Raw genomic sequence first — 21,645 nt, 5'->3', positions numbered from 1 at the left:
GCCCGCGCGTCCGCAGTGCGCTAAAACACCGTCAGACACAGACCCAGAAAGGCGGGCAGATGAACGACGCCACACCGATCCGGACCAAGGACGCCCCCGAGCTTGGCCATTTCGCCTGGGGGGATCCCTTCCTGCTCGAGGACCAGCTGACCGAGGAAGAGCGCATGCTGCGCGACGCCGCGCGCGCCTATGCGCAGGACAAGCTGCAACCCCGCGTCATCGCCGCCTATGCCGAGGAGCGCACCGAGCCCGAGATCTTTGCCGAGATGGGGGAGATGGGCCTGCTGGGCGTCACCATCCCCGAAAGCTATGGCGGTCTGGGGGCGGGATATGTCGCCTATGGCCTGATCGCGCGCGAGGTGGAGCGGGTGGACAGCGGCTACCGCTCCATGATGAGCGTGCAGTCGAGCCTCGTGATGTACCCCATCCACGCCTACGGCTCCGAGGCGCAGCGGCAGAAGTATCTGCCGGGGCTGGCCGCGGGCACGCTGATCGGGTGCTTCGGCCTGACGGAACCCGATGCGGGCTCGGATCCCGGCGGCATGAAGACCCGCGCCGAGAAGACCGCCACCGGCTATCGGCTGACCGGCACCAAGACCTGGATCTCCAACAGCCCGATCGCGGATGTGTTCGTCGTCTGGGCCAAGTCCGACGCCCATGGCGGCAAGATCCGGGGCTTCGTGCTCGACAAGGGCATGGAGGGGCTGAGCGCGCCCAAGATCGGCGGCAAGCTGAGCTTGCGCGCCTCGATCACCGGCCAGATCGTGATGGAGGGGGTCGAGGTCGGCGAGGATGCGCTGCTGCCCGGCGTGGAGGGGCTGAAGGGCCCGTTCGGGTGCCTCAACCGGGCGCGCTATGGCATCAGCTGGGGCGTGATGGGCGCGGCGGAATACTGCTGGCTTGCCGCGCGGCAGTACGGGCTGGATCGGGTGCAGTTCGGCCGCCCGCTGGCCCAGACGCAGCTGTTCCAGAAGAAGCTGGCGGACATGCAGACCGAGATCGCCCTCGGCCTGCAGGCGAGCCTGCGCGTCGGTCGGCTGATGGATGACGCGCGCGCAGCCCCCGAGATGATCAGCCTGATCAAGCGCAACAACTGCGGCAAGGCGCTGGACATCGCGCGCATGGCCCGGGACATGCACGGCGGCAACGGGATCGCCGGCGAATACCAGGTCATGCGCCACATGATCAACCTGGAGACGGTGAACACCTATGAGGGCACCCACGATGTGCACGCGCTGATCCTGGGCCGCGCACAGACGGGGTTGCAGGCGTTCTTCTGATCAGACGCACCGCGCGCCCCACCCCGCAGGCCGGCGCGCTTGCGGGGCGTGGCCCGCCGGTGCAGGGTGGAGGGCGCACAGCAAAGGGCCCGCGGCTGGCGCCATGCAGGACCCTGTGGTTCAGACACGCGTCCCCGGGGCGGGACAGACCGCGGAGTCGTGGCTGGCCGCGCTGTCTTCGGGCACCCGCGCCACGGATGAGCTGACCGCGCTGGGCATGCGCCATGCGGCGCTGCTGCGCCCGGCCGGACCGGTGCTGCTGGTCAGCTTCGACACCCTGCCGCAGGTCGCGCCCCCGTCGCTGGCGCTTGCGGGCCTTGTCCGGGACCAGGGATGGTCGCACCTGTCGGTTGTGGCCAACGGGGCGACGTGGTGGCGCGATCCTGCGGTGCACGCCCATTTCGACCGGCTGATCGACGAGGGCTTCTTCGAGACGTTCGACCGCGTGGTGTTCTTCGGCATCGGCATGGGGGGGTATGCCGCCGCCAGCTTCTGCGTGGCCGCCCCCGGCTGTGCGGTGGTGGCGATCCGGCCACAGGCGACGCTGCAGGCCCCGGCCACCGAATGGGACCGCCGCTTTCCCCACGCGCGACGGCTGGACTTCACCGACCGTTACAGCTTCGCCCCGGACATGGTCGAGGGGGCGGCCAGCGTGCTGCTCGTCTATGATCCCCGCGTGGCCGAGGACGCGATGCACGCGGCGCTGTTCACCCGCCCGCATGTGCTGCGGCTGCGCTGTCATGGCGCCGGGGCGCGGCCCGAGGTGGCAATGGCGCAGACCGGTCTGGTCGCGGAGCTGCTGCGCCTTGCCGCGCGCGGGGCGCTGCGGGCGCCGCTGGTGCATCGGGCGCACCGGGCCGCGCGGCGGCGCGACGCGGGGCATCTGCTTCGGCTCCTGTCGCAGCTGACGCTGCGGGGGCGCGGGCGGCTGGCCCGCCGGGTGGCCCGTGCGGTCCTGGACCGCGAGGATCCTCCCTGAGGAAAACCCGGCATGCGGATGCATGCGAAAGACTTTTTCATGCAGCCGGTGCATGGCGGGCCTGACGGATTGGCGGTGGTGTCCGAGGGGGCGGACGCCTAGATTTCTGCACATGCAAAGCAAACCCCGAGGAGGGTGACATGGACCGCCGCACTGCCACCGACGAGATCAGCTTCGAACTTCCCGAAAACCTTGATATGGTTGCCATCGAGCGCCGTGCCCGCGAACTGCGCGCCGAAGCGTTCGGCGACATGATGCGCGCGCTGGGCCAGATGGTCGCACGCCGCGCCGCAGCATTCCGCGGCGCCGGGCAGTCCCGCACCGCCTGAGACCGACGACCGGTCGCGCCCTCTTCCAGTGCCGCGACCGACCGCGTAAGGGGGAGGGATGAACACCTCCCCCCGCCCCACGGTGCGCTTGCGCCCAAATGCCGAAGCCCGCGCGCTGCGCCATGGCTTTCCCTGGGTCTATGGCGACGAGATCGTCACCGACCGCCGCACCCGCGCGCTTGCGCCCGGAACGCTGGCGGTGCTGGAGGACGCCGAGCGTCGGCCCATGGGTCTGGTCACGGTCAACCCGACCTCGCGCATTGCGGCGCGGATGATGGACCGCGATCCCGAGGCGCAGATCGACGCCGACTGGATCGCCGCCCGCCTGCGCACGGCGCTGGCGCTGCGAGACCGGCTGTATCCCGATCCGTTCTACCGTCTTGTCCATGCCGAGGCCGACGCCCTGCCCGGGGTGGTCATCGACCGGTTCGGGGATCTGGCGGTGATCCAGCCCAACGCCGCCTGGGCCGAGGCGCATCTGGAGCCCCTGGTGGCGGCGCTGGTGGCCGTCACCGGGGTCAACCGCGTGGTCAAGAACGGCCAGGGCCGCGCACGGGGGCTGGAAGGGCTGGCAGAGGAAACCGTCGTGCTGCGGGGCGCCGTGGACGAACCGGTCCCGGTGCGCATGAACGGCGCGACCTACATGGCCGATGTGCTGGGCGGACAGAAGACCGGCCTGTTTCTGGACCAGCGCGACAACCATGCCTTTGCCGCGCGGCTGGCCGGCGGCGGGCGGGTTCTGGATGTGTTTTCGCATGTCGGGGGGTTTGCGCTGGCGGCGCTGGCGGCGGGGGCGCACGGCGCGCTGGCGGTCGATGGCTCGGCGCCCGCGCTCGCGCTGGCCGAGGCGGGCGCCGCCGCCTCCGGGCTGGGTGATCGGCTGGAGACGCGGCAGGGCGATGCCTTTGCGGTGATGGAGGACCTGGCGAGCACGGAGGCGCGATTCGATCTCGTGGTGTGCGACCCTCCGGCCTTTGCCCCGCACCGCGGCGCGATGGATGCGGGCCTGCGCGCCTACGAGCGGGTGGCGCGGCTGGCGGCACCGCTGGTGGCGCCGGGGGGATATCTGGTGCTCTGCTCGTGCTCGCATGCGGTGGATCTGGCGCGCTTCCGGACCGCCAGCGGGCGCGGCGTCGGCCGGGCCGGGCGGCGTGCGCAGATCCTGCACACCGGCTTTGCCGGCCCCGACCATCCCACCCTGCCGCAACTGGCCGAGAGCGGCTATCTCAAGGCGCTGTTCATGCGGCTCGATGGCTGAACGACTCCTGCTGGACGCCTGCGTGCTGTATCCGTCGGTGCTGCGGGAGGTGCTGCTGGGCGTGGCGCAGCGGGGGGTGTTCGTGCCGTTGTGGTCGCCGCGAATCCTGGCCGAATGGGCACATGCTGCGGCCCGGCGCGGCGATGACGCGGGCCCGGCCGTGGCGCGGGCCGCTGCGGCCTTTCCCGGCGCCGAGGTGCAACCACAGGACGGCGTGGAAGCCACCCTTTCGCTGCCCGATCCGGGCGACGCGCATGTGCTGGCCGCCGCGCTGGCGGGGGGGGCCGAGGCGATCATCACCCTGAACCTGCGCGATTTCCCTGCCCGGAGCCTGGCCGCCCTCGGGCTGCGGGCCGAGGCGCCGGACACGCTTCTGATGCGGCTGTGGCTGGCCCATCCGGCCGCGGTCGAGGACGCCGTGGCCCAGGCCGTAACCCGTGCCGAAGCCATCGCGGGCACCGCACGCCCGGTGCGCGCGCTGCTGAAGCGGGCGGGGCTGCCACGGCTGGGCAAGGCGCTGGGCGCGTCCTAGCGGCCCAACCAGCGGGTCTCGTTGCCCTCGATCGCGCGGATGCGATCCTCGGTGCGGGGGTGCGACATCAGCCAGGCGGGGGTGCCACCGCCACCGCCCGTCAACGCCTCGAGCTTGCGAAACAGGCTCTTTTGCGGCGCGGTGCCGATGCCCGCCTTGATCAGCAGCGCCGAGGCATAGGCGTCGGCCTCGTATTCATCGGCGCGCGACAGCCGCGCGGCCAGCAGGGTCATCAGGCCGTTGGCCACCAGCGGCCCCACCACCGGCAGGAATCGGTTGAGCACGGTCGCGATCGCCACCCGCGCTGCGTTCTGCCCCGAAAAATCGATCATCCGTCGCCGCGAATGGCCCAGCGCAACATGGCCCAGCTCATGCGCGATGACGCTGGCCAGCTCCTCGGCGGTGACGGCCCCGGCGCGGTGCCGCTCGAGGAACCCGCGCGTGATGAAGATCCGCCCGTCGGGTGCCGCAAGGCCATTCACCGGCGCGATCTCATAGACGTGAACGCGGATGCGGTCGATCCCGACGGCACGCGCCATCCGGTCGGTCAGCCGCCGAAGGGCGGGGTCCGCCAGCTCCGTGGAGTTCGCGTCCAGCTCGCGCCCCGTCCGCCAGGCGGCGAAGGCGTGAACCACCAGCGCATAGGCAAGAGCCAGAAGGATTGGCGTGACATACAGCATGGGGTGAATATGGGGCGTGCACCGCCGGTCGACAACGCCGCCATCGTCGCAGCCCGCCCGCCCCCGGACCGTTCCGGCCTGCGCAAGGCCTGATCGGGCGCGGGGCCATTTTCGGCAAGACCCCGCCGGGCGGCGGGCAGGCGCAGCGGCAAGACCTCGCCGGTCGGGCCTTGTCGCGGCGGCGGGTGGTTGTCTGCGGCGCATGACCCCCTACCCTCTTGGAACGACCGCGGGCCCGGCCGGGCCTTGCGGAGCGGAACCGCAAACAGGAGACCACATGACCTTCAGGAACGCACTCGCCGCCACCGCGCTCGGGACGACCGTGATGCTGGGCGGGATGACCCTCGCCCCCGTCGCGCTGATGGCGCAGACGGCCCAGCCCGGCGCGGTCGAGGAGGTCAACGAGGACGAGCTGTCGGCCTTCGTGCGCGCCACCCTCGCGATGTCCGAGGTGCGCGACATCTACATCGAGCGGATCGAGACGGCCGAGTCCGAGGATCAGCAGCAGCAGCTGATCGAGGAAGGCAACACCGCCATGATGACGGCGCTGGAGGACGAGCCGGGCATGAGCCTGGAGCGGTACTTCGAGATCAACGAGGCCGCCCAGACCGATGCCGAGCTGAACGAGCGCATCGTCATGCTGTTGCAGGAAATGGCCAGCGAAGGCTGATCGACCCCGACCTTGCGCCGCCGCCCCCCGCCGGGGCGGCGGCTTTTTCATGCCTTACTCGGCGGCGCGCGACATCGGATTGTTGGGATGGGTGGTCCAGTCGGCATGCCCGTCGCCCACGACCTGCCCGGTCCTGGGGTCCAGCGTGCCGGGGGCGAGGCGCTCCATCGTGATGCAGTCCTCCACCGGGCAGACGTCCACGCACAGGTTGCACGCGACACATTCGGCGTCGATGACCTCGAACACACGGCCGGGCTTCATGGCGATGGCCTGGTGCGAGGTGTCCTCGCACGCGGCATAGCAGCGCCCGCACTTGATGCAGCTGTCCTGGTCGATGCGCGCCTTGGTCACATAGTTGAGGTTGAGGTACTGCCAGTCGGTGACGTTGGGCACCGCGCGGCCCACCAGATCCGACAGCGCCATCCCCTTGTCATCCAGGTACAGCGACAGCCCCGCCGTCAGCTCCTTGATGATGCCAAAGCCATAGGTCATTGCCGCGGTGCACACCTGCACGTTGCCCGCGCCCAGGGCCATGAACTCCGCCGCGTCGCGCCAGGTGGTCACGCCGCCGATGCCGCTGATCGGCAGGCCGCGGGTTTCCGCGTCACGGGCGATCTCGGCCACCATGTTCAGCGCGATGGGCTTGACCGCCGGGCCGCAATAGCCGCCGTGCGTGCCCTTGCCGTCGATCATCGGCTCGGGGCTGAAGCTGTCGAGGTTGACGGACGTGATCGACGACACGGTGTTGATCAGCGACACCGCATCCGCGCCGCCCGCCCTGGCCGCGCGGGCAGGAAAGCGGATGTCGGTGATGTTGGGCGTCAGCTTGACGATCACCGGCATGCGGGTGTGTTTCTTGCACCAGCGCGCGACCATCTCGATGTATTCCGGCACCTGGCCGACGGCGGCGCCCATGCCGCGCTCGCTCATGCCGTGGGGACAGCCGAAGTTCAGCTCGATCCCGTCGGCGCCGGTGTCCTCGACCAGCGGCAGGATGGTTTTCCAGCTGTCTTCGTCGCAGGGCACCATCAGGCTGACGACCATCGCCCGGTCGGGCCAGGCGCGCTTGACCGCCTTGATCTCGCGCAGGTTGACCTCGAGGGGGCGGTCGGTGATCAGCTCGATGTTGTTGATGCCCAGCACCCGGCGGTCTGCGCCATAGACCACGCCATAGCGCGGACCGTTGACGTTGACGACATGCGGATCGAGGCCCAGCGTCTTCCACACCACGCCGCCCCAGCCCGCGCGGAACGCCCGCACGACATTGTATTCCTTGTCGGTGGGCGGCGCCGAGGCGAGCCAGAACGGGTTGGGTGAGCGGATGCCGAGGAACTCGGAGGCGAGGTTGGCCATGGGTCGTCTCCCTGAAAGCGGGTGGCGGGCGGCCCCGCAGGGCCGTCCCGGCTCAGGCGGTCAATGCGGCGTGGATGTCCTCGGCCGCGTCACGGCCCTGGGCGACGGCGGTGACGGTCAGGTCTTCACCGCCGGCGGTGCAGTCACCCCCGGCCCAGACGCCGGGCACCGAGGTGCGGCCCGCCCCGGTCACGGCGATCTTGCCGCCGTCGACCTCCAGATCGCCGGGTGCGCCATCGAGGGTCTGGCCGATGGCCTTGAACACCTGGTCGGCGGGCAGGCGAAAGGTCTGGCCGGTGGGGCGCAGGCCGTCGGGGGTGTCCTCGGTATAGGCGAACTCCACCTCGCGCACGGCGCCGTTGCCATGGACGGCGACGGGGCTTGCGTTGGTGATGACGCGCACGCCCGCGGTCTGCGCATGGGCGATCTCGTGGGCCGAGGCGCTGAGGCGCCCGGGCCCGCGACGATAGACCATCGCCACATGCTCCGCACCCAGCAGCTTCGACTGCACGGCCGCGTCCACCGCCGTCATGCCGCCGCCGATCACCACCACGTGCCGCCCCACCGGCAGCACCGACAGATCGTCCGTCTGGCGCAGCTCGGCGATGAAATCGACGGCGTCGCGGACGCCGTCGCGGTCCTCGCCCTCGGCGCGCAGGGCGTTCACACCGCCCAAGCCCATCCCGAGGAACACCGCATCATGCTCCGCCCGCAGCCCCTCCAGCGTGATGTCGCGCCCGATCGCCTGGCCGGTGCGGATCTCGATCCCGCCGATGCGCAGCAGCCACGCAACCTCGTCCTGGGCAAATCCGCCGGGCGTCTTGTAAGCCGCGATGCCGTATTCATCGAGCCCGCCAGGTTTCTCGCGCGCCTCATAGACCACCACGTCGTGGCCATGCATGGCCAGCCGATGCGCACAGGCCAGACCCGCCGGCCCCGCGCCAACCACGGCGACACGCTTGCCGGTGGGCTCGGCGCGCGCGTAAGGATGCCCCCCCGCCGCCATCAGCGTGTCGGTGGCGTGGCGCTGCAACCGCCCGATCTCCACCGGCTTGCCCTCGGCGGCCTCGCGCACGCAGGCGCCCTCGCACAGCGTCTCGGTCGGGCAGACGCGGGCGCACATGCCGCCGAGGATGTTCTGGTCGAAAATCGTGCGCGCCGCCGCCTGCGGCTGGCCGGCCTGGATCTGGCGGATGAACAGCGGGATGTCGATTTCGGTCGGGCAGGCGGTGACGCACGGCGCATCGTGGCAGAAATAGCACCGGTCCGCTGCCACCCGCGCCTCGTGCGCATCGAGCAGCGGGTGGATGTCGGCAAAGTTCTCGGCGATCGTGGCGGGTGCGAGCCGCCCGGCCACGATGCCGGGGGTCTGGGGTGTGGACACTGGCAACCTCCCGGGTTGGCTGGCTTCTTTGAACCCGAGGCTGACATGGGTCATTTTTTTTATCAATTGGTAAAATATCGCCCCCCCACGAAACCCGGCGCCTGCGTGTTGCGCCCCGGACCCGGGCGCCTAGGTTCTGTGCAGCAAGAGTACGCGGAGACGCCCCATGACCTGGTCCTTTGCCATCGGCCGTCTGCTCGGCTCGGAACTGCGCGTGCATGCGACGTTCTTTCTGCTGCTGCTGTGGGTGGGCACGGTGGCCTTTGTGGCGGCGGGGCCGGTGGCGGCGGTGGTGAACATCGCGTTCATCCTGGTGCTGTTCGCCTGCGTGGTGGCGCATGAATATGGCCATGCGCTGATGGCACGCCGCTACGGCATCGCCACGCCCGACATCACGCTGCTGCCCATCGGCGGCATGGCCCGGCTGGAGCGCATGCCCGAAAAGCCGCGCCAGGAGATCGCGGTCGCGCTGGCGGGACCGGCGGTGAACATCGTGATCTTCGTGGTTCTGGTGGGGGTGTTCCGCGTCGATCTGACCGCCGATGCGCTGATGCAGATCGAGGACCCGGCCGAGGGCTTCCTCGCCCGGGTCGCGATGGTGAACCTGTTTCTGGTGCTGTTCAACATGCTGCCGGCGTTCCCGATGGACGGGGGGCGGGTGTTCCGCGCGGTGCTGTCGATCTGGCTTCCACGGGTTCGCGCGACGCGCATTGCCGCGCACGCGGGCCAGGCGATGGCGTTTCTGTTCGGGTTTCTGGGGCTCTATACGGCCAACCCGCTGCTGGTGCTGATCGCGGTGTTCATCTTCATCGCCGCCGGGGCCGAAAGCAGCTTTGTCGCGATGCAGGATTTTGGCCGCCAGACCGGGGTGCGCGCGGCGATGATCACCAACTTCGAGACGCTGGCCGAAGATGCCTCGCTCAACGAGGCGGCGGCGGCGCTGATCCGAACCACGCAGCACGAGTTTCCGGTGGTGGACCCGACCGGCAGGATGGTCGGGCTGCTCACGCGTCGCGCCCTCTATGCTGCCCTGACCGAGGAGGAGGGGCGGCGCGCGCGCCCCATCGCCCCCCACATCACCCGCGACGTGCCCACCGTGCCGCTGGGCGCGCCGCTGGAGGCGGCGATGGAGGCGATGGCCAGCGCCCGGAGCCCGGCGGTGGGCGTCACCGGACCTTCGGGCGGGCTGATCGGCTATGTCACCCACGAAAACATCGGAGAGCTGATGGTGGTGTCGGGGCGGGGCTGACGGCGCGGCCCCCCTCTGGCCGGGGTCAGGGGGCCAGCAGGCGGGTGAAGTGCATCTCCAGATGCTCCGCCGCACCGTCCAGCGGGTCGGCATCCTCGCCCCGGATCATGCGGATCTGGGCCTCGAAGTCCGCGTAGTGCTGGGTCAGCGCCCAGATCGAGATGATCAGGTGCACCGGGTCCACCCGCGCGATGCGCCCTGCGCGCACCCAGCCGCCGATGACCGCGGCGCGATCGTCGACCAACCGTTTCAACTCGCCCCGGATGAAACCTTGCACATGCGGTGCGCCGTGCAGGATCTCGTTTGCGAACAAACGGCTTTCACGGGGAAATTCACGCGACATCTCAAGCTTGCGGCGCACATATCCAAGGATCTCGCGCTGCGGGTCGCCGTCGGGATCGAGCGCGCGCAGGGGCGCGATCCATGCCTCCAGCAGGTCGGTCAGCAGCGCCCGATGGATCGCCGCCTTGCTGTCGAAATAATAAAGGACGTTGGGCTTCGACAACCCCGCGGCCTGTGCGATGCGGTCCAGCGTGGCGCCATCGAAGCCACGCTGCGCAAACACCTCCAGCGCCGCGTCGAGAATGCGGCGCCGGTTGCGCATCTGGATGCGGGTGGGAACCTGGACGGTCATCGGAGCCTCCGCGCCGGGGCCCCGCACGGCGCCCGCGTCATCTTGACTGCATGCCCCGCTCTGGTAGCGTCGTCGCAACACCGGTGTCAAACGACCCGCCGCACTGCAGCGGTCCCAGACCCGGCGTCCCAGTTGACAGGAGCATCCCATGGCCCTCGACCGCCCCGCCGCGCCCAATGACCTGAACGCATTCTGGATGCCGTTCACCGCCAACCGGCAGTTCAAGAAGGCGCCGCGCATGATCGTCGCCGCCGAGGGGATGCACTACACCACCTCGGACGGGCGGCAGATCCTCGATGGTACGGCGGGGCTGTGGTGCTGCAACGCCGGCCACAAGCGCCCGCGCATCGTGGAGGCGATCCAGACCCAGGCGGCCGAGCTGGATTATGCGCCCGCATTCCAGATGGGCCACCCGCGCGCCTTCGAACTGGCGAACCGCCTGGTGGACCTTGCGCCCGACACCATGGCGCATGCGTTCTTCGTCAACTCCGGCTCCGAGGCGGTGGAGACGGCGCTGAAGATCGCCATCGCCTATCACCGCGCGCGCGGCGACGGCGCCCGCACACGGCTGATCGGCCGCGAGCGGGGCTATCACGGGGTGAACTTCGGCGGGATCTCGGTCGGCGGCATCGTCAACAACCGCAAGATGTTCGGCACGCTTCTGGCCGGCGTGGACCACCTGCCCCACACCCACATCCCGGAAAACCGCTGGACCCGTGGCCAGCCCGAGCACGGCGCGCACCTCGCCGACGAGCTTGAGCGCATCGTCGCACTGCACGGCCCCGAGACCATCGCGGCCTGCATCGTGGAGCCGCTGGCGGGCTCCACCGGCGTGCTGATCCCACCCAAGGGCTACTTGCAGCGGCTGCGCGAGATCTGCACGAAACACGGCATCCTGCTGATCTTCGACGAGGTCATCACAGGCTTCGGGCGCCTTGGCAGCCCGTTCGCGGCGCAGCACTTCGACGTGACGCCCGACATGATCACCTGCGCCAAGGGCCTGACCAACGGCGTCATCCCGATGGGGGCGGTGCTGACCTCGGCCGCCATTCACGACGCGTTCATGACCGGGCCGGAGCACCTGATCGAGCTCTTCCACGGCTACACCTACTCGGCCAACCCGATCGCCTGCGCGACCGCGATCGCCTCGCTCGACACCTACCGAGAGGAGGGCCTGTTCGAGCGCTGCGCCGAGCTTGCGCCCTATTGGGAGGAAGGCCTGCACAGCCTGCGCGACTGCCCCCACGTCATCGACATCCGCAACATGGGCCTGATCGGCGCCATCGAGCTGGAACCGATCCCCGGAGAGCCCACCAAGCGCGCCTTCGCCGCCTTCCTCGAGGCCTACGACAAGGGCCTCCTGATCCGCACCACCGGCGACATCATCGCGCTGAGCCCGCCGCTGATCATCGAGAAAGCCCAGATCGATGAGCTGTTCGGGACGTTGCGGGGGGTTCTGCACGCGATCGCATGACCAGCCGGGTCACTTCAGGCAGCCGAGAGCGATTGCCTCACGCTCTCGGCGTCCCGACCGTTCCAGCGCGCGCAGGCCCGGCATCCGACCAAGCTTTTGCTTGACCCGCGGACACCAGCCGCAGGTACGAACAAGCCGACGCCAGACGCCAAGGCGGTTCGTGCCCCGCAGCCAGGCAAGATGGTTTGTAACGGGGCAAGCGGCACCAAGCCACTGGAGGCGTACCCCCTGTCCGTCGGGAGATCACCCACCCGCGCCACGACAAGGCGGATCTCTGCGGGCGTAAGCCTGTGATGCTACTGTTGGGCCAAAGACGGATCTGGCGGATCGTAGGTTGTGGTCGCACCATAGCCAAGCACCACCGGATCGAAGTCGAGGTCCACATGCGCGCAGATCTGGGTGAGCACACCCTCGGGGTCTGACACGAGATCTTCGTAACGCATGGCCAGGGTGCGATCTGCGGCGTGATGACCATGATCCTGCCCGTCACGCTCGGTCTTAAGCCATGTGTCGGCACCGAAATACACGTTGCCTGTCCACATCATGGCAATATTGGAACGTGCGACATCACTCGGATCGCGCAGAATGTGCACTCCTGGCGCGCCGGGCAACAACGCAAGCACCTTGGCCAGATTGCGATGCAGCGTGAGGACGGAAGACCTTGGCCCTTGGATGCAATCCAGGCGATCATCCGCTCAAGCGCGCCCAGCGCATCATCGTCCTCCGGCCCCCCCCTCAATTTGATTGCGAAAGCTTCGATCCTGATGCAGTCGGCTTCGGTCAATCACCCATCAGTCGGCGTCCTGCCCCCGATCGACGACCAGATAATCATGCTCACCGATGCACGCCCTCCAAGGATGGGCATCCAGCATCAGACGGAGCATCGCAGACCGGAGCGCAAGGGCGCAAAGACCCTCATGCAGCGGAGAAACATGTTCGTTTCGGATCAGTTAATGAGCCGCTGACATCCGAGCACCTTGCAGGGCGCAGCGCAACCGCCCAAGGGACGACTTGCGGCCCCCGCTTGTACCCGGCTACGAAGTCCCTAAGGTCATCGATCAAGGAGATGTACATGCCCGCACCCGCAAGCAACCTCAAGATCAATCCCGACCGCCTCTGGGACAGCCTGATGGAGATGGCGAAAATCGGTCCTGGGGTCGCCGGGGGGAACAACCGCCAGACCCTGACGGATGAGGATGCCGAGGGCCGCGCGCTGTTCCAGCGCTGGTGCGAGGACGCCGGTGGCAGTGTCAAGGTTGATCGTCTGGGCAGCATGTTTGCTGAATTTCCGGGCACCGATCCCGAGGCGCTGCCGGTGTATGTGGGCAGCCACCTCGATACGCAGCCGACGGGGGGCAAGTACGACGGAATTCTGGGCGTCCTGGGGGGGCTGGAGGTCATCCGCTCCATGCGTGATCTGGGCATCCGCACGCGCCGTCCCATCGTCGTCGTGAACTGGACCAACGAGGAAGGCACGCGGTTCGCACCCGCGATGCTGGCGTCGGGCGTCTTCGCGGGGGTGCATGACCTCGCGTTCGCCTATGGCCGCAAGGACGCCAACGGGTTGTCGTTCGAGGACGAACTCAAGCGCATCGGCTGGCAGGGCGAGGAGGAGGTGGGCGCGCGCAAGATGCACGCCTATCTTGAGCTGCACATCGAACAGGGCCCGATCCTGGAGGCCGAGGGCAAGGACGTGGGCGTCGTCACCCACGGGCAGGGCCTGCGCTGGATCCAGTGCACCGTGACCGGCAAGGCCAGCCACACCGGATCGACCCCCATGGCGGTGCGGCGCAATGCCGGCCGCGGACTGGCGCAGATCACGGAGCTGGTCCACGAGATCGCCATGAAGCACCAGCCCAACGCCGTGGGCGCGATCGGCCACATCGACATCCACCCCAACAGCCGCAACATCATCCCCGAAACCGCTGTCTTCACGGTGGATTTCCGCAGCCATGTGCAGGAAACGCTGGAGGCCATGGCCGACGAGTTGCTGGAGCGCGCCCCGAAGATCTGCGCGGATCTGGGTTGCACCTTTGCGCATGAGATGGCCGGCGCCTTCGACCCCCCGGCCTTTGACGAAACGCTGGTCGCGCGCATCCGGGCCGCGGCCGAGCGTCTGGGCTACAGCCACATGGACATCGTGTCCGGGGCCGGGCACGATGCGTGCTGGATCAACCGCGTCGCCCCCACGGCGATGATCATGTGCCCGTGCGAAGATGGCCTCAGCCACAACGAGGCCGAGGAAATCAGCAAGGACTGGGCCCGCGCGGGCGCCGACGTGCTGATGCACGCGGTTCTGGAGACGGCGGAGATCGTCGAAGGCTGACGCGGCGAACGGCAGGGGCGGCCAGACCGGACCGGCGGCCGCCCACGACAGGGAGACCGAAAAATGAGCACCGTCATCAGAAACGGAACCATCGTCACGCACGACCTGACCTGGGAAGGCGACGTGCGGATCGAGGGCGGCCGCATCGTCGAGATCGGCGACGGCCTCAAGGGCGACACGGAGCTGGACGCGACGGGCTGCTACGTCATGCCCGGCGGGATCGACCCGCACACGCATCTGGAAATGCCCTTCATGGGCACCTACTCGGCCGATGACTTCGACAGCGGCACGCGGGCGGCGCTGGCGGGCGGAACGACGATGGTGATCGACTTCGCCCTGCCCGCCCCCGGTCAGGCGCCGCTGGACGCGCTGCAGATGTGGCACAACAAGTCCACGCGGGCGCATTGCGATTACAGCTACCACATGGCTGTGACCTGGTGGAGCGAGCAGGTGTTCGACCAGCTGCCGCAGGTCGTGGCCCGTGGCATCACCTCGTTCAAGCATTTCCTCGCCTACAAGGGCGCGCTGATGGTCAACGACGAGGAGCTGTTCGCAAGCTTCCGCCGCGTGCGAGAAATCGGCGGTGTCGCGATGGTCCACGCCGAGAACGGCGACGTGGTCGCAGAGCTGCAGCGCAAGCTCATGGCCGAGGGCAACACCGGCCCCGAGGGCCATGCCTATTCCCGCCCGCCCCAGGTGGAGGGCGAGGCCACGAACCGCGCGATCATGATCGCAGACATGGCGGGCGTTCCGCTCTATGTCGTGCACACCAGCTGCGAGGAGAGCCACGAGGCCATCCGCCGCGCGCGCCAGCAGGGCAAGCGGGTCTGGGGCGAGCCGCTGATCCAGCACCTGACGCTGGACGAAGCCGAGTACTTTCACCCCGACTGGGACCACGCCGCCCGCCGGGTGATGTCGCCCCCATTCCGCGACAGGCAACACCAGGACAGCCTCTGGGCCGGGCTTCAGGCGGGATCGCTGTCAGTGGTGGCCACCGACCACTGCGCCTTCACCACCGAACAGAAGCGCTACGGGGTGGGCGATTTCACCCGGATTCCGAACGGCACCGGGGGCCTGGAGGACCGGATGCCGATGCTGTGGACCCACGGTGTAGCCACGGGGCGGCTGACGCCCAATGAATTCGTCGCCGTGACCTCCACCAACGCGGCCAAGATCTTCGGGATGTACCCGCACAAGGGCACCATCGCCGTGGGCGCGGACGCCGACATCGTGGTGTGGGACCCGCAGAAGTCCAAGACCATCACCGCCGCGAGCCAGCAATCGGCCATCGATTACAATGTGTTCGAGGGCAAGGAGGTGAAAGGCCTGCCGCGCTTCACCCTCAGCCGCGGTCGGGTCATGGTCCATGATGGTGAGCTGCGGGGCGCCGAGGGCCATGGCCAGTTCGTCGCCCGCAAGGCCAACGGCGCCGTCAACACCGCGCTGTCGACCTGGAAGGACCTGATCGCCCCGCAACCCGTGCCGCGCAGCGGCATTCCCGCCAGCGGGGTCTGAATGTCCGACGCGCCCACCACCACCCCGGTGATCGAGGCCCGGGGTCTCGATCTCGTGTTTGAAACCGCCGATGGTCCGGTCCACGCCCTCAAGGACGTGGACCTGACGATCCGAAAGGGCGACTTCGTGTCCTTCATCGGCCCCTCGGGATGTGGCAAGACCACCTTCCTGCGGGTGATCGCGGACCTCGAGCACCCCACCGGAGGCACCGTCACCGTGAACGGCATGACGCCCGAGGCGGCACGCAAGGCGCGCGCCTATGGCTATGTCTTCCAGGCCGCGGGGCTTTATCCGTGGCGCACCATCGGTGGCAACATCCGCCTGCCGCTGGAGATCATGGGCTATTCCCGCGCCGAGCAGGCCGAGCGGGTCGCCCGCGTGCTGGAGCTGGTGGAGCTGTCGGGGTTCGCGAAGAAATACCCCTGGCAGCTTTCGGGCGGCATGCAGCAGCGCGCCTCCATTGCGCGCGCACTCGCGTTTGACGCCGACATCCTGCTGATGGACGAACCCTTCGGCGCGCTCGACGAGATCGTGCGCGACCGCCTCAACGAGGAACTCCTGCGGCTGTGGCACCGCACCGAGAAGACCATCGGCTTCGTCACCCACTCCATCCCCGAGGCGGTATACCTCTCCACCCGGATCGTGGTCATGTCGCCGCGTCCGGGGCGGATCACCGACGTGATCGAAAGCCCCCTGCCGCGCGAACGCCCCCTCGACATCCGCGACACGCCCGAGTTCATCGAGGTCGCCCACCGCGTCCGCGAGGGTCTGCGCGAGGGTCACGGGCGCGAGGAGTAGGCAGGGCGATGGCCGACCGAACCGATCTGAAAGTCCGGGTCATGGATGCCATCACGGCCGCCGGCGGCGAGGCCTGTCTGGTCGATGTGGCGAAACACCTCCGGAATGAACACGAGACGGAGTTGCGCGCGTCAGGGGATCTCTTTTTCACATGGCAGCATGACATGCGGTGGGCGGCAACCCTTCTGCGAAAGGAAGGCAAGATGGGCAAAGGAGGGACAAAGGCACCATGACCCGCTCGATCCTTCCCGTGCTGACCGTCGTCACCGTCATCCTCGCGATCTGGTATGCCGCCTGTATCCCCGTGAACGCGCAGTGGACCCGCGATCAGGCCGCGCGGGCGGGCGTGGAGCTGACGCTGCGCGACATCGTCGCCGACACCCTCGGACAGCAGCGGCCCCGCCTGCCTGCCCCGCACCAGGTGGCGCAGGAGCTCTGGGCCTCCACCTGGGTGGAGGAAACCCAGGGCCGCCGCGGGATCGTCAACACCGGCACGCTGTCCAACCGCAGCCTGATCTTTCACGGCTGGGTGACGCTGTCGGCGACGCTTCTGGGCTTTGCCATGGGCACCGCGATGGGGTTGGTGCTGGCCATCGGGATCGTGCACAACCGGGCAATGGATCGCTCCGTCATGCCTTGGGCGATCGCCAGCCAGACCATTCCGATCCTCGCGCTGGCGCCGATGATCATCGTGGTTCTGAACGCCGTTGGCATCACCGGGCTGATACCCAAGGCGATCATCGCAGCGTATCTGTCGTTCTTTCCGGTGGTGGTGGGCATGGTCAAGGGGCTGCGCGCCCCGGATGCAATGCAGCTTGACCTGCTGCGGACCTACAACGCCTCGGGGCCCGAGACGCTTTTGAAGCTGCGGTTGCCGGCGTCGATGCCGTATCTGTTCGCCTCGCTCAAGATCGGGATCGCGGCATCGCTGGTGGGGATCATCGTGGCGGAACTGCCCACCGGCGCGGTCTCGGGGCTGGGGGCACGGCTGCTGGCCGGCAGCTACTTCGGACAGACGCTCCAGATCTGGTCGGCGCTGTTTGCCGCCGCGATCGTCGCGGCCTCGCTCGTGGGGTTGGTCGGACTGGTGCAGCGCATCACACTGCGCCGCATGGGGATGGCGACATGAGCGTTCGGGAAGATCTGTCAGGGACGCTCGGCGGCCCGGTGCCGCGCGCGGGTGTCGTGCAGCTCTGGGCCATGGCGCTGGCGCTGACCGGGGCGGTGGCGCTCTGGCTCGGGGCCGATCCCGCAGCGGCCCCGGCGCCGTCCGCGCTGGCGTGGCTGCTGGTGGCGACCGTCGCTGGCGGCATGGCGACCACCGGGCGGCTCCGGCTCGTTCCCGCGCTGACGCTGGTGCCTCTGGCGCTCGGGCTCGGGGGCTACGCGCTGGTGCGCCACGCCGCACCCCCGTCGGGCCCGAGTGTCTGGCTCGCGGTGGCGGCGGTCTGGCTGGGGGCGTGGATGCTCGTTGCCTGGCTGGCCGAGATCCGCCCCCGCGCACCCGCCATCCAGCGGACCCTCGGGTTGATCATTCCGGTTCTCTTCGGGCTGACCCTGCTCTGGTTGTGGGAGGTCGTGGTCCAGGGCGCCGGCGTGCCGCGGGTGATCCTGCCGCCGCCGTCGCTGATCGCAGCCCGGATCGCCAGCTCCGCGCCGATCCTCTGGGTCGATTTCGTACAGACCTTCGTCAAGGGGGCGCTGTCGGGCTATGCCATCGGCTGCGCCGCCGCGCTGGTGTTCGCGGTGCTGGTGGATCGTTCCGATTTCCTGCGCCGCGGGCTTTTGCCGGTGGGCAACTTCGTCGCCGCGTTGCCCATCATCGGGACCGCTCCGATCATGGTGATGTGGTTCGGCTTCGACTGGCCGTCCAAGGCGGCGGTCGTGGTCGCGATGGTGTTCTTTCCGATGCTGGTGAACACCGTGCAGGGCCTCGCCTCGGCCGACCGGATGCAGCGGGACCTGATGCACACATGGTCTGCCAGCTACTGGCAGGACCTGTGGCGCCTGCGCCTGCCCGCAGCGATGCCGTTCATCTTCAACGGGCTCAAGATCTGCTCGACCCTTGCGCTGATCGGCGCCATTGTTGCCGAATTCTTCGGCTCGCCGACGCGCGGGATGGGCTTTCGCATCTCCACCGAGGTCGGGCGGTTGCAGCTCGACATGGTCTGGGCCGAGATCACCGTGGCGGCGATCGCAGGATCTCTGTTCTATGGTGTATGGGCGCTGCTGGAGCGTCGGGTGACCTTCTGGCACCCCTCGCAACGGCGCCGCGGATAAAAAGGCCCCACCAACGGGGCCCCAACAAGGAGGCACTGATGAAGACCATCAAACTGACCGCAACGGCGCTTGCCGGGGTGCTCGCAAGCGGCGGCGCCTGGGCCATGGACGACGTGACGCTCCAGCTCAAGTGGGTCACGCAGGCACAGTTCGGCGGCTACTATGTGGCGCTGGAAAACGGCTTCTACGAGGAGGAGGGACTCAACGTCACCATCCGCCCCGGCGGTCCCGACATCGCCCCCCCGCAGGTGATCGCCGGGGGCGGCGCGGATGTGATCGTCGAATGGATGCCCGCCGCGCTGGCCGCCCGCGAAGCGGGCCTGCCGCTCGTCAACATCGCCCAGCCCTTCGCCAGCTCCGGCATGATGCTGACCTGCCTTGCCGATACCGGCATCACCGGTCCCGAGGACTTTCCGGGTCGCACCCTGGGCGTATGGTTCTTCGGCAATGAATTCCCCTTCCTCAGCTGGATGAGCACGCTGGGCATCCCCACCGACGGCGGCGACGACGGGGTGGAGGTGCTGCGCCAGGGCTTCAACGTCGACCCCTTGCTGCAGCGCCAGGCCGACTGCATCTCGACCATGACCTACAACGAGTACTGGCAGGTCATCGACGCCGGCATCTCCGAAGATGAACTGGTCACCTTCAAGTACGAGGATCAGGGCGTCGCCACGCTGGAGGATGGCCTTTACGTCCTCGAGGATCGCCTTGAGGATCCCGAGTTCGTCGACAAGATGGCCCGCTTCGTGCGCGCCTCCATGCGGGGCTGGGACTGGGCGCTGGAAAACCCCGAAGAGGCGGCCATGATCGTGCTGGAGTTCGACGACACCGGCGCACAGACCGAGCAGCACCAGATCCGCATGATGCGCGAGGTGTCGCAACTGACCGCCGGCTCCAACGGCGCGCTCGACCCCGATGACTTCGAGCGCACCGTGCAGACCCTGCTCGCCGGCGGCTCCGACCCGGTGATCTCGGAGCATCCCGGCGACGCCGCCTGGACCCACGCCGTCAGCGACCTCGCGTTGCAGTGACACAAGGACCCGCCCGGCCGTCCGCGTGACGGGCCGGGCGGGCCACCCGTCGGCGCAAGGCCACCAGAACCGCGACCAGACAGTCCAGATACTCGGGATCGTCCAGCGCGGGCTCGTCCTGCCGCGTCCAGGCGGCACTGGCCGCCAGCAGGCTGCCGGTGCCAAAGTCCGGATGGACGCGCCCGGTGACACGCCGGTATCGGTCCGCAAGATCCGCCGCCCGCAAAAGCTCGGCCATCACACGGCCGCGGCGCACCTCGGGCACGCACAACAGCACCCGCGCAGCAGCCACGACATCGCCATGCAGGACCGGCCGCATCAGAGCCCCGGCAGGCTGGGTTCGTAGTAATGCACCGCGATGCGCACCCGCCCACCGGCAAAGCTGCCGCCCGTCGCACTCAGCACCAGCGGCGTCGCGGCGTAATGCGCCATCGGCGTTCCCAGCAGGCCCCGCGCAAAGGCCCCGACCTCGCGGCCCAGACCACTGCCGTACCGGTCCGGCGCCCCCGCCACCCCCAGACGCCATGTCGCAAGCGAGCCGGTGATCGACTGCGTCACGCGGGCGGTGACGGCAAGCACCAGCACATTCGCCGGGATCACCGCATCGCTCTGGGAGACCGAGCCCGGGGCGACCACGTGCTCGAACTCCTTGACGCGCATGAACGATCCCGCCCCGCTGGGCGACAGCGCCAGCACCCCTCCGCGCCATGCCGCCCCGTCAAAGACCGCCTGCGCGCCCTCCTCCGAGATCCAGGCGCGCCAACCACGCCGGGGGGTGGCGAACACCCAGCCGCCGCCCAGGCGGATGGCGATGCGACCGCCCTGCCCGGCCCAGTCGCCGGTCGGATCGACGCCAAGACCCCAGGTCGCTCCCTCCTCGGCCTCGGCGGGTGGCGTGTTGGCGCCGCGCGCCTCCAGCACCAGCATCGACAGCGCATCGAGGCGGGCCAGCGCCTCGTTGACGGTGACATGTTTCTGCGCCTGCGCGGGTTGCAGCAGCGGCAAGGCCAGCAGCGGGGTCCTAGTCATCGGTGTGCGTCTCCGTAAAGGGGCCGGGGCCATGGGTGTCGGAAATCTGCGCAACAGCGACCGTGAGCGGCGCCCCGGCGCCATCCGCGGCCTGCTCTGCCAGGCTGTAGCGCCAGTGCGGCCGGTCGACGTCGGTCGAGCGCACCACCGCACCGCCTCGCAGGACCCGCACGCGATAGCGCTCGCGCACCTCACCGAGGGGGACATCCTCGCCGGTCCAGCTGTCGCCACCGATGCGCGTGCGCCGGACCCAGGTCACATCCAGCGCGCCATCGGTCCGCCACCGCGCCTCCAGATGCGCCGGTGCATAGGGTCGCTGGCCGATCCCGGCAAAGACCGCCATCAGCTCGGCATAGGTCGCATCATCGAGGGGCCGATCCGCCGGACCGATGCGATACCGCCGCGCCACCCCGACCAATCCGGGCGCATGCGCGATCTGCTGCGGTGCACCGTCCAGCAGAACCACCAGACTGCCCGGGGGCCAGACGTCGGGCATCACCGCATCGGTGCCGGCCTGCCCCCGCAACCGGTCACGGATCTCCCACAGGTTCGTGGCCACAAGTTCGGCCCGGGCGAACTGGAAGACCTCCCAGCCGTCCACCGTGCCATCGCCGATGGCCATGGCATTGACGCCGGACAGCACCGCCTCCTCCGGGGCCGAGGCCAGAGCCGCGTCCATCATGCGCACCCGAAGCGCCGCCCCGCGGTCCCACAAGCCAGGCCGTGCCCGCACCAGCGGTGTCTGCGTGATGCCCACCGCCGCGCGCCGCGCAATGGTGGTGTTGAGGGTGAACGCCCCGCCCGGCGACGCGTGGAACACCGCCGCAGGTCCCGACCACCCGGC

General features: G+C 68.9%; 24 protein-coding genes. 16 read left to right on the top strand and 8 right to left on the bottom strand.

The annotated features are described in order from the left end of the window. The first annotated feature begins 59 nt into the window (after positions 1–59). The 5 genes from CCR87_RS13645 (at position 60) to CCR87_RS13625 (ending at position 4,378) form a co-directional block, all read left to right on the top strand. Positions 60–1,280, top strand: coding sequence for an acyl-CoA dehydrogenase (locus tag CCR87_RS13645; protein ID WP_201158082.1), 1,221 nt, complete (start codon positions 60–62; stop codon positions 1,278–1,280). 103 nt (positions 1,281–1,383) lie between these two features. Further along, on the top strand, positions 1,384–2,259 hold the full coding sequence (locus tag CCR87_RS13640; protein WP_201158081.1) for a phosphoadenosine phosphosulfate reductase: 876 nt from the start codon (positions 1,384–1,386) through the stop codon (positions 2,257–2,259). A gap of 140 nt (positions 2,260–2,399) precedes the next feature. Next, complete coding sequence (locus CCR87_RS13635; RefSeq protein ID WP_201158080.1) at positions 2,400–2,588, top strand: RSP_7527 family protein; 189 nt, start codon at positions 2,400–2,402, stop codon at positions 2,586–2,588. A gap of 58 nt (positions 2,589–2,646) precedes the next feature. Continuing rightward, positions 2,647–3,846 carry an RSP_2647 family RNA methyltransferase gene (locus CCR87_RS13630; RefSeq protein ID WP_201158079.1) on the top strand — a complete coding sequence of 400 codons (1,200 nt, stop codon included), beginning with the start codon at positions 2,647–2,649 and terminating at the stop codon, positions 3,844–3,846. After that, positions 3,839–4,378, top strand: a complete 540-nt coding sequence (locus CCR87_RS13625) for an RSP_2648 family PIN domain-containing protein (protein ID WP_201158078.1) — start codon at positions 3,839–3,841, stop codon at positions 4,376–4,378. The genes CCR87_RS13630 and CCR87_RS13625 overlap by 8 nt, the downstream gene beginning before the upstream one ends. Here CCR87_RS13625 and CCR87_RS13620 read toward each other — a convergent pair. Further along, on the bottom strand, positions 4,375–5,058 hold the full coding sequence (locus tag CCR87_RS13620) for a M48 family metallopeptidase (protein ID WP_201158077.1): 684 nt from the start codon (positions 5,056–5,058) through the stop codon (positions 4,375–4,377). The genes CCR87_RS13625 and CCR87_RS13620 overlap by 4 nt on opposite strands. Positions 5,059–5,335: 277 nt before the next feature. Between CCR87_RS13620 and CCR87_RS13615 the strand changes: the two genes are divergently transcribed. After that, positions 5,336–5,728, top strand: coding sequence for a DUF4168 domain-containing protein (locus CCR87_RS13615; protein ID WP_201158076.1), 393 nt, complete (start codon positions 5,336–5,338; stop codon positions 5,726–5,728). A 54-nt stretch (positions 5,729–5,782) separates the two neighbouring features. Here CCR87_RS13615 and preA read toward each other — a convergent pair whose 3' ends face one another. Next, a complete protein-coding gene (preA, locus tag CCR87_RS13610; RefSeq protein WP_201158075.1) occupies positions 5,783–7,081 on the bottom strand; it encodes an NAD-dependent dihydropyrimidine dehydrogenase subunit PreA in 1,299 nt (432 codons plus the stop codon). 52 nt (positions 7,082–7,133) lie between these two features. Further along, on the bottom strand, positions 7,134–8,465 hold the full coding sequence (locus tag CCR87_RS13605) for an NAD(P)-dependent oxidoreductase (RefSeq protein ID WP_338048927.1): 1,332 nt from the start codon (positions 8,463–8,465) through the stop codon (positions 7,134–7,136). Positions 8,466–8,631: 166 nt separating this feature from the next. Here CCR87_RS13605 and CCR87_RS13600 point away from each other — a divergent pair, with 166 nt between their 5' ends. After that, positions 8,632–9,714 (top strand): site-2 protease family protein, encoded by a 1,083-nt coding sequence (locus tag CCR87_RS13600; RefSeq protein ID WP_201158073.1) that lies wholly within the window; start codon positions 8,632–8,634, stop codon positions 9,712–9,714. 25 nt (positions 9,715–9,739) lie between these two features. Here the strand turns inward: CCR87_RS13600 and CCR87_RS13595 are convergent, their stop codons facing one another. After that, positions 9,740–10,348, bottom strand: coding sequence for a TetR family transcriptional regulator C-terminal domain-containing protein (locus CCR87_RS13595; RefSeq protein ID WP_201158072.1), 609 nt, complete (start codon positions 10,346–10,348; stop codon positions 9,740–9,742). A 148-nt stretch (positions 10,349–10,496) separates the two neighbouring features. Here CCR87_RS13595 and aptA point away from each other — a divergent pair, with 148 nt between their 5' ends. Continuing rightward, positions 10,497–11,822 (top strand): omega-aminotransferase AptA, encoded by a 1,326-nt coding sequence (gene aptA, locus CCR87_RS13590; protein ID WP_201158071.1) that lies wholly within the window; start codon positions 10,497–10,499, stop codon positions 11,820–11,822. A 296-nt stretch (positions 11,823–12,118) separates the two neighbouring features. On the opposite strand, the gene CCR87_RS13585 is transcribed toward aptA, so the two are convergent. Beyond that, on the bottom strand, positions 12,119–12,454 hold the full coding sequence (locus CCR87_RS13585; RefSeq protein WP_274609784.1) for a sulfotransferase family protein: 336 nt from the start codon (positions 12,452–12,454) through the stop codon (positions 12,119–12,121). 36 nt (positions 12,455–12,490) lie between these two features. Between CCR87_RS13585 and CCR87_RS13580 the strand changes: the two genes are divergently transcribed. The 8 genes from CCR87_RS13580 (at position 12,491) to CCR87_RS13545 (ending at position 19,772) form a co-directional block, all read left to right on the top strand. Then, positions 12,491–12,787, top strand: a complete 297-nt coding sequence (locus tag CCR87_RS13580; protein ID WP_201158069.1) for a hypothetical protein — start codon at positions 12,491–12,493, stop codon at positions 12,785–12,787. A 107-nt stretch (positions 12,788–12,894) separates the two neighbouring features. After that, positions 12,895–14,148 (top strand): Zn-dependent hydrolase, encoded by a 1,254-nt coding sequence (locus CCR87_RS13575; RefSeq protein WP_201158068.1) that lies wholly within the window; start codon positions 12,895–12,897, stop codon positions 14,146–14,148. Between the two features lie 63 nt (positions 14,149–14,211). Next, positions 14,212–15,663 (top strand): dihydropyrimidinase, encoded by a 1,452-nt coding sequence (gene hydA / locus CCR87_RS13570; protein ID WP_201158067.1) that lies wholly within the window; start codon positions 14,212–14,214, stop codon positions 15,661–15,663. Continuing rightward, positions 15,664–16,461, top strand: coding sequence for an ABC transporter ATP-binding protein (locus CCR87_RS13565; RefSeq protein WP_201158066.1), 798 nt, complete (start codon positions 15,664–15,666; stop codon positions 16,459–16,461). It abuts the gene before it with no gap. A gap of 8 nt (positions 16,462–16,469) precedes the next feature. Next, positions 16,470–16,694 (top strand): hypothetical protein, encoded by a 225-nt coding sequence (locus tag CCR87_RS13560; RefSeq protein WP_201158065.1) that lies wholly within the window; start codon positions 16,470–16,472, stop codon positions 16,692–16,694. Then, on the top strand, positions 16,691–17,590 hold the full coding sequence (locus CCR87_RS13555) for an ABC transporter permease (RefSeq protein ID WP_201158064.1): 900 nt from the start codon (positions 16,691–16,693) through the stop codon (positions 17,588–17,590). The genes CCR87_RS13560 and CCR87_RS13555 overlap by 4 nt, the downstream gene beginning before the upstream one ends. Positions 17,591–17,925: 335 nt before the next feature. Beyond that, positions 17,926–18,741 (top strand): ABC transporter permease, encoded by an 816-nt coding sequence (locus CCR87_RS13550; protein WP_242512017.1) that lies wholly within the window; start codon positions 17,926–17,928, stop codon positions 18,739–18,741. Between the two features lie 38 nt (positions 18,742–18,779). Then, on the top strand, positions 18,780–19,772 hold the full coding sequence (locus tag CCR87_RS13545) for an ABC transporter substrate-binding protein (RefSeq protein WP_201158063.1): 993 nt from the start codon (positions 18,780–18,782) through the stop codon (positions 19,770–19,772). Here CCR87_RS13545 and CCR87_RS13540 read toward each other — a convergent pair. The 3 genes from CCR87_RS13540 to CCR87_RS13530 form a co-directional block, all read right to left on the bottom strand. Next, the gene (locus CCR87_RS13540) at positions 19,750–20,091 is read right to left on the bottom strand and encodes a DUF7742 family protein (protein ID WP_201158062.1); all 342 of its coding nucleotides are present in this window, start codon (positions 20,089–20,091) and stop codon (positions 19,750–19,752) included. The genes CCR87_RS13545 and CCR87_RS13540 overlap by 23 nt on opposite strands. Continuing rightward, on the bottom strand, positions 20,091–20,801 hold the full coding sequence (locus tag CCR87_RS13535) for a DUF2793 domain-containing protein (RefSeq protein ID WP_201158061.1): 711 nt from the start codon (positions 20,799–20,801) through the stop codon (positions 20,091–20,093). Before CCR87_RS13535 ends, CCR87_RS13540 begins: the two co-directional genes overlap by 1 nt. Then, positions 20,794–21,645, bottom strand: an 852-nt coding sequence (locus CCR87_RS13530) for a GTA baseplate fiber-binding domain-containing protein (protein ID WP_476748501.1), incomplete at its 5' end; no start/stop codon positions are given. The genes CCR87_RS13530 and CCR87_RS13535, both read right to left, overlap by 8 nt.

This window comes from Rhodobaculum claviforme (assembly GCF_016653255.1).
Lineage (GTDB): Bacteria > Pseudomonadota > Alphaproteobacteria > Rhodobacterales > Rhodobacteraceae > Rhodobaculum > Rhodobaculum claviforme.
The sequence above is the reverse complement of the archived record's forward strand: the minus strand, read 5'-3'. Positions and strand labels throughout refer to the sequence as shown.

What these genes read in the sequence shown, in the direction of transcription:
- CCR87_RS13645 (WP_201158082.1), top strand. Translation starts at nt 60, where the DNA reads ATGAACGACGCCACACCGATCCGGACCAAGGACGCCCCCGAGCTTGGC.
- CCR87_RS13640 (WP_201158081.1), top strand. Translation starts at nt 1,384, where the DNA reads ATGCAGGACCCTGTGGTTCAGACACGCGTCCCCGGGGCGGGACAGACC.
- CCR87_RS13635 (WP_201158080.1), top strand. Translation starts at nt 2,400, where the DNA reads ATGGACCGCCGCACTGCCACCGACGAGATCAGCTTCGAACTTCCCGAA.
- CCR87_RS13630 (WP_201158079.1), top strand. Translation starts at nt 2,647, where the DNA reads ATGAACACCTCCCCCCGCCCCACGGTGCGCTTGCGCCCAAATGCCGAA.
- CCR87_RS13625 (WP_201158078.1), top strand. Translation starts at nt 3,839, where the DNA reads ATGGCTGAACGACTCCTGCTGGACGCCTGCGTGCTGTATCCGTCGGTG.
- CCR87_RS13620 (WP_201158077.1), bottom strand. Translation starts at nt 5,058, where the DNA reads ATGCTGTATGTCACGCCAATCCTTCTGGCTCTTGCCTATGCGCTGGTG.
- CCR87_RS13615 (WP_201158076.1), top strand. Translation starts at nt 5,336, where the DNA reads ATGACCTTCAGGAACGCACTCGCCGCCACCGCGCTCGGGACGACCGTG.
- preA (WP_201158075.1), bottom strand. Translation starts at nt 7,081, where the DNA reads ATGGCCAACCTCGCCTCCGAGTTCCTCGGCATCCGCTCACCCAACCCG.
- CCR87_RS13600 (WP_201158073.1), top strand. Translation starts at nt 8,632, where the DNA reads ATGACCTGGTCCTTTGCCATCGGCCGTCTGCTCGGCTCGGAACTGCGC.
- CCR87_RS13595 (WP_201158072.1), bottom strand. Translation starts at nt 10,348, where the DNA reads ATGACCGTCCAGGTTCCCACCCGCATCCAGATGCGCAACCGGCGCCGC.
- aptA (WP_201158071.1), top strand. Translation starts at nt 10,497, where the DNA reads ATGGCCCTCGACCGCCCCGCCGCGCCCAATGACCTGAACGCATTCTGG.
- CCR87_RS13575 (WP_201158068.1), top strand. Translation starts at nt 12,895, where the DNA reads ATGCCCGCACCCGCAAGCAACCTCAAGATCAATCCCGACCGCCTCTGG.
- hydA (WP_201158067.1), top strand. Translation starts at nt 14,212, where the DNA reads ATGAGCACCGTCATCAGAAACGGAACCATCGTCACGCACGACCTGACC.
- CCR87_RS13565 (WP_201158066.1), top strand. Translation starts at nt 15,664, where the DNA reads ATGTCCGACGCGCCCACCACCACCCCGGTGATCGAGGCCCGGGGTCTC.
- CCR87_RS13560 (WP_201158065.1), top strand. Translation starts at nt 16,470, where the DNA reads ATGGCCGACCGAACCGATCTGAAAGTCCGGGTCATGGATGCCATCACG.
- CCR87_RS13555 (WP_201158064.1), top strand. Translation starts at nt 16,691, where the DNA reads ATGACCCGCTCGATCCTTCCCGTGCTGACCGTCGTCACCGTCATCCTC.
- CCR87_RS13550 (WP_242512017.1), top strand. Translation starts at nt 17,926, where the DNA reads ATGCTCGTTGCCTGGCTGGCCGAGATCCGCCCCCGCGCACCCGCCATC.
- CCR87_RS13545 (WP_201158063.1), top strand. Translation starts at nt 18,780, where the DNA reads ATGAAGACCATCAAACTGACCGCAACGGCGCTTGCCGGGGTGCTCGCA.
- CCR87_RS13540 (WP_201158062.1), bottom strand. Translation starts at nt 20,091, where the DNA reads ATGCGGCCGGTCCTGCATGGCGATGTCGTGGCTGCTGCGCGGGTGCTG.
- CCR87_RS13535 (WP_201158061.1), bottom strand. Translation starts at nt 20,801, where the DNA reads ATGACTAGGACCCCGCTGCTGGCCTTGCCGCTGCTGCAACCCGCGCAG.